The organism is Methylocaldum sp. (assembly GCF_035627495.1).
In the GTDB taxonomy this organism is placed as follows: Bacteria; Pseudomonadota; Gammaproteobacteria; order Methylococcales; family Methylococcaceae; genus Methylocaldum.
Window position 1 is genome coordinate 1 of record NZ_DASPLO010000114.1, and the last position, 12,425, is coordinate 12,425.

Annotated in this window: 11 protein-coding genes and 1 riboswitch; of the genes, 7 read left to right on the forward strand and 4 right to left on the reverse strand. The window is 51.1% G+C overall.

The genetic code is table 11. The annotated features are described in order from the left end of the window. The first annotated feature begins 418 nt into the window (after nt 1-418). Nucleotides 419-506, forward strand: a riboswitch (cyclic di-GMP riboswitch). Between the two features lie 87 nt (nt 507-593). Continuing rightward, on the forward strand, nt 594-2,444 hold the full coding sequence (locus VEB01_RS09435) for a reprolysin-like metallopeptidase (protein ID WP_324874852.1): 1,851 nt from the start codon (nt 594-596) through the stop codon (nt 2,442-2,444). Between the two features lie 138 nt (nt 2,445-2,582). Here the strand turns inward: VEB01_RS09435 and VEB01_RS09440 are convergent, their stop codons facing one another. Then, a complete protein-coding gene (locus VEB01_RS09440; RefSeq protein WP_324874854.1) occupies nt 2,583-3,332 on the reverse strand; it encodes a PEP-CTERM sorting domain-containing protein in 750 nt (249 codons plus the stop codon). 218 nt (nt 3,333-3,550) lie between these two features. Here VEB01_RS09440 and VEB01_RS09445 point away from each other — a divergent pair, with 218 nt between their 5' ends. From VEB01_RS09445 to VEB01_RS09455, 3 genes are all read left to right on the forward strand, one after another. Further along, nucleotides 3,551-4,507 (forward strand): transposase, encoded by a 957-nt coding sequence (locus tag VEB01_RS09445; RefSeq protein ID WP_324874856.1) that lies wholly within the window; start codon nt 3,551-3,553, stop codon nt 4,505-4,507. A gap of 339 nt (nt 4,508-4,846) precedes the next feature. Beyond that, nucleotides 4,847-5,224, forward strand: coding sequence for a (2Fe-2S) ferredoxin domain-containing protein (locus VEB01_RS09450; RefSeq protein ID WP_324874857.1), 378 nt, complete (start codon nt 4,847-4,849; stop codon nt 5,222-5,224). Nucleotides 5,225-5,360: 136 nt separating this feature from the next. Continuing rightward, nucleotides 5,361-5,873 (forward strand): septal ring lytic transglycosylase RlpA family protein, encoded by a 513-nt coding sequence (locus tag VEB01_RS09455; protein ID WP_324874858.1) that lies wholly within the window; start codon nt 5,361-5,363, stop codon nt 5,871-5,873. Nucleotides 5,874-6,207: 334 nt separating this feature from the next. Here VEB01_RS09455 and rsfS read toward each other — a convergent pair whose 3' ends face one another. Both rsfS and VEB01_RS09465 read right to left on the reverse strand, forming a co-directional pair. Beyond that, complete coding sequence (rsfS, locus tag VEB01_RS09460; RefSeq protein ID WP_324874860.1) at nt 6,208-6,567, reverse strand: ribosome silencing factor; 360 nt, start codon at nt 6,565-6,567, stop codon at nt 6,208-6,210. A gap of 151 nt (nt 6,568-6,718) precedes the next feature. Continuing rightward, on the reverse strand, nt 6,719-7,339 hold the full coding sequence (locus VEB01_RS09465) for a S1C family serine protease (protein WP_324874862.1): 621 nt from the start codon (nt 7,337-7,339) through the stop codon (nt 6,719-6,721). Between the two features lie 557 nt (nt 7,340-7,896). On the opposite strand from VEB01_RS09465, the gene VEB01_RS09470 reads away from it, so the two are divergent. Continuing rightward, nucleotides 7,897-9,273, forward strand: coding sequence for a phenylacetate--CoA ligase family protein (locus VEB01_RS09470; protein WP_324874864.1), 1,377 nt, complete (start codon nt 7,897-7,899; stop codon nt 9,271-9,273). Between the two features lie 59 nt (nt 9,274-9,332). On the opposite strand, the gene VEB01_RS09475 is transcribed toward VEB01_RS09470, so the two are convergent. Then, on the reverse strand, nt 9,333-11,039 hold the full coding sequence (locus VEB01_RS09475; RefSeq protein WP_324874865.1) for a transglycosylase SLT domain-containing protein: 1,707 nt from the start codon (nt 11,037-11,039) through the stop codon (nt 9,333-9,335). Nucleotides 11,040-11,098: 59 nt separating this feature from the next. Here VEB01_RS09475 and VEB01_RS09480 point away from each other — a divergent pair, with 59 nt between their 5' ends. After that, nucleotides 11,099-11,830 carry a class I SAM-dependent methyltransferase gene (locus VEB01_RS09480; protein ID WP_324874867.1) on the forward strand — a complete coding sequence of 244 codons (732 nt, stop codon included), beginning with the start codon at nt 11,099-11,101 and terminating at the stop codon, nt 11,828-11,830. Nucleotides 11,831-11,838: 8 nt separating this feature from the next. Further along, nucleotides 11,839-12,327 (forward strand): ribonuclease HI, encoded by a 489-nt coding sequence (gene rnhA, locus VEB01_RS09485; protein ID WP_324874869.1) that lies wholly within the window; start codon nt 11,839-11,841, stop codon nt 12,325-12,327. The last annotated feature ends 98 nt before the right edge of the window (nt 12,328-12,425 follow it).

Consider the following 12,425-nt stretch of genomic DNA (forward strand, 5'->3'; position numbering starts at 1 on the left):
AGGAGGTCTTGAATCCGTTCCCACTGATCGTCCCGTAAGCCATACCGTCGTACCATTCATCGACCTTCTTCTGAATTCACTCTCTCAATTGAATCGCTTTTGGTCGTCTTTGGCGACCCCTTAATTGAGGACACGCCCTAGCCCTCTCAAAGACTCCGGTGCCATAGCAACGACCCAAGCCAAACCAGAATATTCCCGACCTCCTTAAACATCTGCGCAAAAAAGCAAGACTATAACCCCCAAGTTAATGGGCAAACTGGCCAGCCGATCACGATTACGGCTACTGATAAAAACAACAATCAGCGCTTACATGGAAAAATTAACAACATTTTTTTGCCAATTCGATCGCAAAAATTCTCCAAATTTAGACCATTCTTATTTCGACACAAAGATTAAGCCGCTGCCCAAATGCCGCTTGATCTGAAAAAGGCAAAACCACCGAAAGGTGGTGGCGCAAAGTTACCGGTCTACGGGAGCCAGACTCCTATGACAGCGGGATTGCCAGCTCAAGCCGAAGTTTGCTTCGGTTCGCCAAGATCCCTGCGGGTTTCTCGAGACCACCGCCGTCAATTCGACTCGTAGGGGACCACAACGTGAGCAACAAGACTCAGCATTCTAAGTTCATCGCCGCGCGCCGCAAAAATATCCTCGGACTGGCTGGCGTGTTTGCAGCCGTAACGTCCACTGTGGATGTCGTCCATGCAGCGCCGCCTCAGCGTTTATTCAGCGACACGACCCTCACCCTGCCCGCGCAAGCCAAGGTGCCGCCCAAAGCCATCAAAGGCCGCAGCCGCGCCGTAGCCATCGATTTCAATGCGGTCAACGCCGATACGCTCACCCTCGAACTCTTCGACGACACTACGGTTACCGCCATCCGCGAACGTATCGAAGACATCGACGGCCGTTTGTCCTGGGTCGGTTATATCGAAGGGCAGCAGGGTAGCAGCGAGGTGATTCTCGCCGTTCGGGGGCAGGCGATGATGGGTACCATCACGCTGGACGATGGCAGAATGTTTGAGATCGTCTACGTCGGCAACAAGACTCATGCCGTTCGGCAGATCGATCCCAACAAAACGGCTCCGCATTCCCATCCCCGCGAGCCGGATATCAATGCCGCGGGCGAACTAGGCGGCACAACAACATCGTCAACGACGCCAATCACCGCCCCGGCCGCCACGGGCCAGGTGATTGATCTCCTCGTGGTCTACACGCCTCAGGCTCGCACGAATGCAGGCGGCGTCTCGGGCATCGAGGCTAAAATCGTCAACGCCGTCACCAAGGCCAACCAAGCCTATCTGAACAGTCAGGTAGACATGCAGCTGAATTTGGTGAATATGACCGAAGTCAGCTACACCGAGACCGGCAATATGTCGACTAGTTTGACGGATATCACAGGCACCAGCGACGGCAAGATGGATATTGTGCACTCCCTGCGCAACCAGTACGGCGCCGATCAGGTGGCGCTCATAACGGCGGAGAGCAACTACTGCGGCATCGCCTATGTGATGAATAGCCTGGGTTCCTGGTTCGCGCCGTACGCCTTCGCCGTGGTGCATGACGATTCCAGATACAGCTGCCTCGGCACTAACACATTGGCACATGAACTAGGCCATAACCAAGGCAACATGCACGACCCAGACAATTCGTCTTACGCCGGCGTTTACCCGTACTCCTATGGATACCGGGTCTGCGGCGTCTTCAAGGATGTCATGTCCTACTACTGCAGTGGCGAGCCCGTTATTCCCTACTTCTCAAACCCCAATATCTACTATAACGGCCAACCCACCGGTATCGCTAATAGTCAGGACACAGCCCGTTCGATGAACGGCACCAGTGCCACGGTCGCGAGCTTCCGATCCTCGACCACGACCACCACGACGGCCACGGTCCCGACGGCACCAGCCAGTTTGGCGGCAACTGCGCAATCGTCCAGCAGTATCGTCTTGACCTGGGCGGACAAGTCCGGCGACGAAACCGGATTCAAGGTACAGCGCTCTCAGGATGGAGTGAATTGGAGTGAGGTCGCCTCGCTTGGCAGTAACGTGACTAGCTTCACCAATACCGGCCTCAGCGCCAGCACCACTTATTCTTACCGTGTCTACGCCTACAACAGCGCCGGCAACTCCGCCTTCTCCAATACCGCTTCAGCAACCACAGCAGCTAATACTGTCGACACAACCCCGCCCACGGTCCGAATCACCAGCCCGTCCAGCGGCGTCAAGGTCGACAACTCGACAAAAATCACCGGCACCGGTAGCGATAACGTCAAGCTGCAGGGTTTGAAGCTGGCTATCGACGGCGCCGTCAGGGCCTCAACGAGTAGCGGTTCACTCTCCTACAACTGGAACACCCGCAGCATCGCGACAGGCGCGCACATAATCACGCTCATCGGCACCGATGCGGCGGGTAACATCAACCAAACTTCGATTCAGGTCAATAAATGAATGCCACCAATTAGCAGGTTCGGACGGAAGACAACTAATCAGTTTCGATGACTACGTAGACTCCGAGCCATCTTCAAAAGGCGGACACAAAAACGCCGGTCAGTGACCGGCGTTTTTTTATCTCTCAAAACCAATCAACTAAGAAGCGTTCTTTCGTCTCGCCTTTGCCCCCATCCCCAGAAGCCCCGCAGCCATTAGAGACAGGATGCCGGGTTCTGGAATAGGGCCCGGGCCTGGACCAGGAGGAGTTGGAGGAGTCGGCCCTTCCCAGTTAGCTGCAAGAAGATCGCTTCCCTCCGGTGTTGTGAGTGCCTGAAAGCTGACTGCAACCTGTCCTATGTCAGTGCCACCGCCAAACCCACCTCCGGTGTCTTGCGGCGAATCCAGGAATAAATCAAAGACAGTTAGATTATTTGCTGTGAGGCTGTCGACGTAAGCCTGAGTGAACACGAAATCGAAGGTAAGTGCTTCTCCGGCAGCGAGGCGATCGTCCGGTGGCCCTGGATTTTCACTGCCGACATAATCGAACTGCACACCTCCAGAAGCAAACGTGATCGTCCAATCGGCTGGACTAATATTCTGAATTGTGAAATTAGTCCCCAACTGAGGTACGGAATCGGGATTTGTACCAGTGTTAAGCATATTGAAAGCGAATGCATCGATCAGCGCGCCGCTAGTGCCCGGAGCGGTATTTAACAAACTCGCTGAGAATGTAGTCGCATTCGTATCCGAAATGGTGAAATTAAAGCCGTATGCATCACCCGCTCCGTCGCAGCCTGCGCCACCAGGGCAAGAGTTAGAAGCCGTTATAGACGTGGCCGCACTCATTGGCGCCCAGAAGGCGCCAATGAGTGCGGCAAGAGTCAAAATAGAAAGATTAGTTTTCATAACACGCTCGCTTTTGCGGAAAATTAGGAACTCTTCAAAACTGTTCTCGGAGTGACGGTTTAGCCGCTCCGGCTTACGCATACAGCCAAAGCACATGTTGTGCCATAAGCGTTTTTCCGGCGGCTTTAATTATAAGGGTCAGTTAGTTATGAGGGTCAGGCTTTTGTTATTTGTTTATTGTGCTATAGTCGCCATAGCCTTCGATAAGACTTAGTTTCATGGCCAGAAAGCCCCGCATCCACATCCCTGGCGCCGTCTATCACGTAATGCTCCGCGGCAACGGTGGGCAAACTATCTTTCTCCATAACGACGACAGAGACGCTTTCGAAGAATTAGTTGCCGAGGGCGTTTCCCGCTATGATCATCGAATTCACGGCTATTGCTGGATGCCGAACCACATCCACTTGGCAGTTCAGGTTGGCGATGTCCCACTTTCGAAAGCCATGCAACACCTTGCCTTTCGCTATACGCGATGGATCAACAAACGTGAAAATCGGATTGGCCATCTGTTCCAGGGGCGGTTTAAGGCGATTTTGGTCGATGCCGATACTTATCTGCTGGAGCTTGTTCGCTACATCCATCTCAATCCCGTTCGCACTCGATTGGTAAGTGATCCCACTGAATATCGCTGGAGCGGACACCGAGCGTATCTCGGATTAGATCGCGTTAGCTGGCTTACGACCAATTGGGTGTATTCCCAACTGGCCCAGGATATGACGACAGCACGGGAACAGTATGCGCGTTTTGTCGCCGCTGGATTGCAGGAGGATTATCGCGAGGATTTCCATCGGGGTACGTCGGAGGGACGCATACTTGGGGATGATCATTTCGTTGAGAATGCGTTGAAACAGGCCAGCCAGTCATCAGGAGCACGCATCAAACTCGAGTCGATTATTAGCGTCGTGTGCGCGGCTCGCAGGATGGATTTGGACCAAGTCAGCGGCGCGGACCGTGGTCGAGCGGGGGCCGAGGCGCGTGCGCTGATCGCTTACTTGGCATTGGACATGGACGCAGCCACCTTGACTCAGACCGGCAAGTTCTTTAATCGCGACATATCGACCTTGAGCAGTGCTGTCAGTCGTTTGCGGGAGCGAATGAAGCTTGATTCCGACTTGGCTGGGGAAATCAAACGATTGGCGAACCTCTTGGGCATTAACGCAAATAACAAAGCCTGACCCCATATGATCCTACCCGTTTCTTGTGTTTTGACACCATGCAGCTTGCATTAGGAGCAACTTGTGCTACGCGAGCCCCCAGACTGTAAAAATTTTTGACGTGCTCAGCAGCAAAAACGAGACCAGAGGAGCCCTTATCCCTAATCAGATTGGGCTTAAAATGGTAGCGTCTGACATAATTTTGAATTAAAACAATACAGTAAAACCGTAAAATTTCTTGACGCCATGAAAAGGAAAACCTAAATGCAGACGGAAAAATATCGGGTACAAATTGTGGATGTGCGTTGTAAACCGCCATCTTCGGCCATTTTTCGCCCATTGCTTTAAGTTAGAAAACGAGTGACTGAAAGCAACATCAATAAAAGCTTGCGCAATATCGCCCAGGCCCTGGAAATTCCCGCAACCAAAAGACACATCTTTCTCTGCTGCGACCAGACCAAACCCAAATGCTGCAGCAAAGCAGCGGGACTTGAGTCCTGGGACTATTTGAAACGTCGGCTGGATGAGTTAAAACTGACCGGCTCGGCCGGAATCCAGCGTACCAAGGCCAATTGCCTGCGGGTGTGCCGCGATGGGCCGATTGCCGTTGTCTATCCGGAGGGCGTTTGGTACCACTCCTGCACGCCGGATGTCCTTGAGCGAATCATTCAGGAACATCTCATCCGAGGGAAGCCGGTAGCCGAGTATGTATTCGCAATGCGGCAAGCCGAAGAATAAATTCGGCTTAGACTGACAGCAGCCCCGCGTCGCAGCCAGTTGTTGCTGATAACTGAGGCGCAACAGTAATAACAGTAATAAGGGTTATACCGGCTGCTACTCAGCCGCTCTAAGTCCCTATCGTAGACAATCGGATTTGGAAATCAAAACCACAACAATGGGGCAAATCGGAACAACTGCATTAAGAGTCGGCTGGCTCTTGCTCGGCGCCATGCTGCTGCCGGGATGCGCCACACAATCGGATTACCGCCTTTTCAAATCCGACAAAAACACAACCACTTCAGAGCGACACACACGAAAACAGGGTTACAACCGACCATACCGAGTAAAAGGAAAAACTTATTACCCTTTAAAAAGTGCAAAGGGCTACAAAGCCCAGGGAATCGCATCCTGGTATGGCTGGGAATCAGGTAATCGGACGGCTATGGGGGTACGCTTCAATCCCAAAGCGCTCACTGCCGCGCATCGTACTTTGCCTTTGCCTTCACGGGTGCGGGTGATCAATCTAGCAAACAAGCGATCCGTGGAGGTAACGGTCAACGATCGTGGCCCATTTATCAATAATCGGCTGATCGATTTGTCCTATGCCGCCGCCAAAGCGCTTGGGATAAAAGGAACGGCACGGGTAGAGATAATGGCACTTGAGTAGATCCGCGCCGTTTTCAACGCAGTTAAATTTTGAAACCCGGCATCCTCGGGAAGGAGAATGCTGCCAAAATCCGACATGTAGACCGAATAAGGAAACTCTGCATTCTTAAGCAATTGCCGGGGTTCATACGGCGCAGCTTTACGTCGCATCTATTAGATTAGATGTTCCCAAAATAAGCGGGCGCACAAGAGTACGCCCTCCCTTGCGGACAAAGCAGGATGCGAAGCCCTGCAAGGGATGAACAAACCGGCGGCTGTCTCGCCGGTTTGGCCGCTGTCATCCCGCCTATTTTCATGACATCCCCCAAAGAGGAAAGGACAAAAATACTAGTCGCTCAGTGCGCCGCAACTGCCGCCGCGTAAACCGGCGAATAGTCGCTTTGCCAAAACTTCTCGAGCTGATAAAACTCACGCGTTTGGGGCTTCATGACATGGACGATCACATCGCCCAAATCCACCAAAACCCACTCTCCGACTCCCTGCCCTTCGACGCCCAGCGGCTGAACCTCGTTATTTTTCGCTTCTTCAACCACATGACCCGCTAGTGATTTCACGTGCCGCTCCGACGTGCCGCTGGCAATCACCATGAAATCCGCGATACCGGTCTTCTTCCTTATATCTATCACTTTGATATCCTTACCTTTACCATCGTCCAAAGCGAGCAATACAATTTGTAACAATTGATCTGTAGTCATGTATTTATGCAAAAGGGTTCTCCCCTATGTAAATTGTCGTCATTTTCTAGGACCTAAAATGCCGCAAAAGTCTCCCTCAATGCGGCGCCGATCTTAAACCATGCCCAAGCGCGCCACCTTAAATTAAAACGATTTTCCGAACTCAGGTAGATCACCGATTTATGCCGCTCTCTTTCAGCAAGTTCACGGCGTGCCTGATCGGTATCGCGTAACTAATTCCACTCGGCCGCTCCAGAAGATTCTCCTTTGTCTCCTGCACAAAGACCTTGTTAATTATTCCAACAACATCGCCGCTCTTGACATCGTACAGCGGACTCCCGCTGTTTCCCGGATAAGCCGTCGCATCGAGTTGAAAAACATCATAAGCCTCGGCGAGGCGGCGGATTATTTTAGAGTTCAGCCGCTGCGACGTATGGGCCGGAATCGCGATGGGGCTTATGGCGGAAACAATTCCGCGATGCGTAACCGGATTGAGACCTAAAACCATGCCAATTGGGAATCCGGTAAAAGCATATTGCTCCCCTTCCCGAACCTTGCCCGAACTTCCTAAGCGCATGGATGGCAAAGGCGATCCGCCGATTCTTAGCAAAGCGATGTCATGGGACTCATCGGTGGCAATTTCAACCGCTTGTCGCACGCTTTGCTTTTCTCCGTCGCGGGTGAATACGGCCAATGTCTCGAATTTTATTTTGTCTACCGCCTCCGGAAGAACATGCGCATTCGTCAATACATGCAAGCCGTCGGCAATGGCGAATCCGGTTCCTCTAAACATCGCCGGCGGTGTTCGTGTTCTCTGATATGTTCCAATACCGACAATGGCCGGTTTAATCTTTTCGATAATATCCGGCAATTCATCGGCTCGGATTTGGACGGTAAAGCCTAAGCTTGAGCAGAACAACCCAATCCCTATCAGAAAGAAATTCTTATGTCGCATTCCAAACGTTCGGAGAAAATTAGCGAATATCAATAATTATCCAATAAACCAATAAATTCGGTTCAAAAACTGTTCGCTTCATGTCCTCGGTTTATTGTGGTCAGACACTCACCGTCGATGTGCACTTGAGCCATAAACCCAAGCGCAACCCCAAGTTTATTTTAACGATTAGCCCCCTCGGGCAATTTGCGGCGAGCGGGCTTAAATGCCATTCGCACGAGGGCTGTCTTTACACGCATCGCCTGGATAGTGCTTAACATAACATCGGGGGAATCAGGCGAACTACGATACTATTAGGCCAAGCGCATTCGACACGCTCCAGGCATTTGGAACGGTCATATGCAAGCTCTCTGAAACCCAAACAAATAATCAGTCTTAAGCAGCACTTGTCTACCATGCATCCGAACCTGGTCAAACATATTTTCTACCCTGTCCATGAAAGGCTGGTAAACCGCCCAACGTTTACCCATTTAGCTGAATTGGAGAAAACACAGTGGCTTTCGCGTGAAGCAATCGAGCGGCTGCAGATGGAAAAATTGCACGCATTACTGCACACAGCCAACGCCCACAGTCCTTGGCATGCAGAGCGGATCCGTGCTTCCGCTATCGACTTAGCCACTCATCGAACTCTAACTTTCGACGACCTTCGCCGTTTACCAACAATGAATAAAGCGGATGCATCCGCCAACAGGGAACGCATAGTCTGGCGAGACATTCCAGGGGGCGCATTCCGTTACAATACGGGAGGATCGAGTGGCCAGCCATTGATTTTTTATTTCGGCAGGAAACGGCAGGCTGCCGACGCGGCTTCTCGCATGCGTGCACGGCGATGGTGGAAGGTCGAAATCGGCGACCCCGAAATCTTTTTGTGGGGAGCACCTGTAGAGCTCAATAAAACCGATCTTGTAAAAAAGATACGGGATCGACTCTTTAATCAATTGCTTCTGAATGCCTTTGATATGTCGGAGAGCAGGATGAGCGATTATCTCAGAATAATTCAATCGTTTAACCCAGCCTGTATCTATGGCTACGCGAGCAGCCTGAGTCTTTTAGCGTCCTATGCAAAGAGCCAGAATCGGATTCCGAAGCTACGGCGTCTTAAAGTTGTTTGCACAACGGGAGAACCCTTATTTCCTGAACAAAGAGCGCTAATCGAGGAAGTCTTCGACAAACCTGTGTCGAATGAATACGGGTGCCGTGACGGTGGGTTGATTGCGCTCGAATCACCGCAAGGTCAAATGCTGGTAAACAGCGAAACCTTGATCGTCGAGATTTTGGACGATAAGGGGATGCCCGTTGCACCCGGCGAAATTGGAGAAGTCGTCGTCACGAATCTGTGTTCAGATGCTCAACCGTTTATCCGTTACCGCACCGGCGACATGGCTCGCCAAGCTGATGATTCATGCAGTGAGAAGCGCGGCTTACATGTGATATCGGAGATTATGGGCAGAACCACCGATTTCGTCGTGCGCCCCGATGGAACGATTATGCATGCGCTGGCGGTCATTTATGTACTGCGCGCGATCGAAGGGGTCCACGAATTCAAGATTGTTCAACCCTCAACGAACCGCATGGACGTTATGGTCGTCCCAAACTCTACCTGGCGAGAGAGTGCAAAGGATGAAATTGTGAAACAGCTGCAGAACCGGATGGGACGAGATGTAACGATCGAAATAAATATGGTGGATAAAATAGCGCCGGAGGCCTCAGGGAAATACCGTTACGTTATTAGCCATGTTCCATTGCCGGAACGACTGGATCTCCGTTCCTAACCCCCCAATTTGGCGCCATAGCCAATATCTTCAAGGAATCACAAAATCAGATACCTTCACTAGTCCTTCTCTAGCTGTACCATAATGCTTGTGCCCGGTTGGATTCGCTTTTCGATCTTGGAGCCGTTCCACTTGCGCAAATCGGCCACACTGACCTTAAAGCGTTTCGAGATGGAAAACAGCGTGTCGCCTTGTCGAACGGTATAATTGGTTGATTGTGAGGGTTTAATCCCAGAGCTCGCGATTGCCAGCTTCTTGGCCGCGTCCTTGTTCCAAAGCACCAAATTCTGGCCAACCTTGACTCCGTTCTTCGCCGACAGGTTATTCCACTTGACCAGTTGCTCAACATCAATGGAGTTTTTCTTTGCGATAGACCAAAGCGTATCGCCCCCCTGAACGGTATAGGTCGACCGCTTGCTAAACGCCCCGGCAGCAACGTCGCCTTCGTTTCTGATTTTCTGGATGATCTTACCGGAAGATCTGGACGCAACAGAGTCAATGCCTCGATCGCGCGACTCTTTCCCCTTTATTTTGCCTTTTCCTTTCTTCTGGAAAGAATCGAGCTTACGATTCCTATCAGAGTAACTGACGCGCGCCTTGCCGGAGCTCGCCGCAGCGTCGGCACTCGCCAATTCCGAATCTCGCGCAGCAACTAGCTCATCGGCAATCGACGGACGATCCCGGACAGGCGGCTGGCTTTGTTGAGCCAATCGCTCCAAATCCTGCTTAAATTCACTGATTTTCTTGCCGGCAGGAATAAAAAGCCTATAACTTCCCTCTACATCAGCGTATTGACGCTTAAAACCAGGATTCAACTCGTAGAGCTTGTCTAAAGAGATGTCCGCCGCATCGGCCGCAAGCGCCAAATCCAATTGCGTGCTCACCTTGACCGGCTTGAACAACGCTTCATTGGGAATATGATGCAGATCGATGCCGTGCTGTTCAGCCTCGGCGAATAACTTCGCGACAGCTAAAAGGCGAGGAACATAGGAACGCGTTTCGTCAGGCAAATCCAGAGACCAAAAATCGGTAGGCATATTCCTGGCCGTGTTTTTTTGGATCGCCCGGGCGACCGCGCCCTCGCCACAATTATAAGCCGCAATCGCGAGTAGCCAGTCACCGTTGAAATCGGAATGAAGTTTTTTCAGATATTTAATCGCCGCCCGGGTCGAGGCGTAAACATCGCGCCGACCATCATACGAGCGGCTCTGCTTTAAGCCGTATAAACGTCCTGTAGAAGGAATAAATTGCCATATACCAGCGGCCTTAGCCGGAGATACCGCATGGGGCTGAAACGCACTTTCAATAATAGGCAATAGTGCGAGCTCGCCCGGAATATCGTTCTTTTCAAGCTGTCGCACGATGGAATAGAGGAAAGGCTCGGCCCTTTTCTGTACGCGCTCCACATAGCTAGGATGGTTTACGAACCATTCGAGCTCGCGGTCTATCTCCTCATGGTCGACAGGCGGCAAGTTGTATGAGTCGAATAACCGGTCCCACAAATTGTCATATTCGGCCGGACTTTTGCCATCATCGCGCAGCCCGATTGTGGAAGCTCTATCTTTTTTCCTAAACCAGCGACTCGTACTTTTGGAGATATGAAAGACTCTGGATTTTTTGCTGCTAGACGTTGACGCCGACTGAGAATTGTCGGTTAAACTGTTATCCGTTTTCGGCTTCCCGGCGTGATGTGTACAGGCACTCAGGGACAAGGCGAAAACTGATGCATAACAGAGCAACTTCACATCGGGTTTTGGCCGTCTCATCGTATCTACCTCAGAGTTCTATTCGGGTGATTTATAGCGGCATACCAGCACTTCAGTCAATGAAAACCAAAGAAGCGCCGTCGCCCCACCTTCGCCAGGTATTTCTGGAGTGGTATCACGCCACAACTCTAGGGCAAATCTTGCAAACCATTGAGGCATCCTACCTCCAGTCTTCCTTAAAGCTTACTTATACTCAAAAAATATTACAAGTTGGCTTACTAGGGTGCGAGAGCTTATATATAGATGAGACCTTCATCAATAATTTCGTCCTTGTAAGCGCCGAGCACAGAGACCAATCTCGTAATAAACGTGTAATCACAGCCTACCCCAAGGCATTACCTATCGCTAGCGCCAGCATCGACGTCTTAATCTTGCCTCATGTCATTGACTTCGAAACCAATCGACATCAAGTCTTACAAGAAGTTGAACGCGTCCTAAAACCTGATGGCCGACTCTTCATCTTGGGCTTCAATCCCTGGAGTGTGCATGGCATCCTTCAGTATCTTCCGCAACGTTCATCTTTTTGGCAGCCCAATTTCATCAGCTGCCACCGTTTATTAGACTGGCTAAGTCTCCTGAAATTCGATGCCGAATACAACGCAGCGTTCAGCATCGCCTCATCCAAAATCATACAAAGACCCGACTCATTTCTCAGCAAATCTCGCGCTTATCTATCGTTCGCGTTCGGCATCAAAGCCATCAAAAGAACTTATACGCTAATACCCATCGAGCCTAATTGGATTGGCGCACCGGAGTTGGTACCCGGCCACATGCTTGAAACTCTACAGTAAAAACAACAGTGAATAACCAAGTTAACATCTACACCGATGGCGCTTGCCGTGGCAATCCGGGCCCTGGCGGATGGGGCGCATTGCTGAGGTATAAAGATAAAGAGATGGAACTACACGGGGCAGAGCCTAACACTACCAACAATCGCATGGAACTCATGGCCGCCATTAGGGGATTGGAAGCCTTGAAGAAACCCAGCAAGGTCTGCATCACCACGGACTCGCTTTATCTCCTCAAAGGCATTTCCCAGTGGTTGCCGGATTGGATCCGAAGAGGATGGAAAACCGCCGCAAAGAAGCCGGTCAAAAACGTAGATCTTTGGCAGCGACTTGTGACTGCTCAACAAGGCCATGATGTTGAATGGAAATGGATTAAAGGCCATGCCGGTCACATCGAAAATGAGCGCGCCGACGCGCTTGCCAACCGGGGGATAGACGAATTATTAAAATCCACAGAACTAGGTTCTGTTGACATTTCAACGCAACCAGATGAGTGCTGAGACGAAGCGAAGAAAGCCCATGAAGTTACGCTGCAATTTTTCGAAGCGGGCAAAGATTCTTCGGAAGTGTTTGATTTTGCCAAAGAAGCATTCGATCA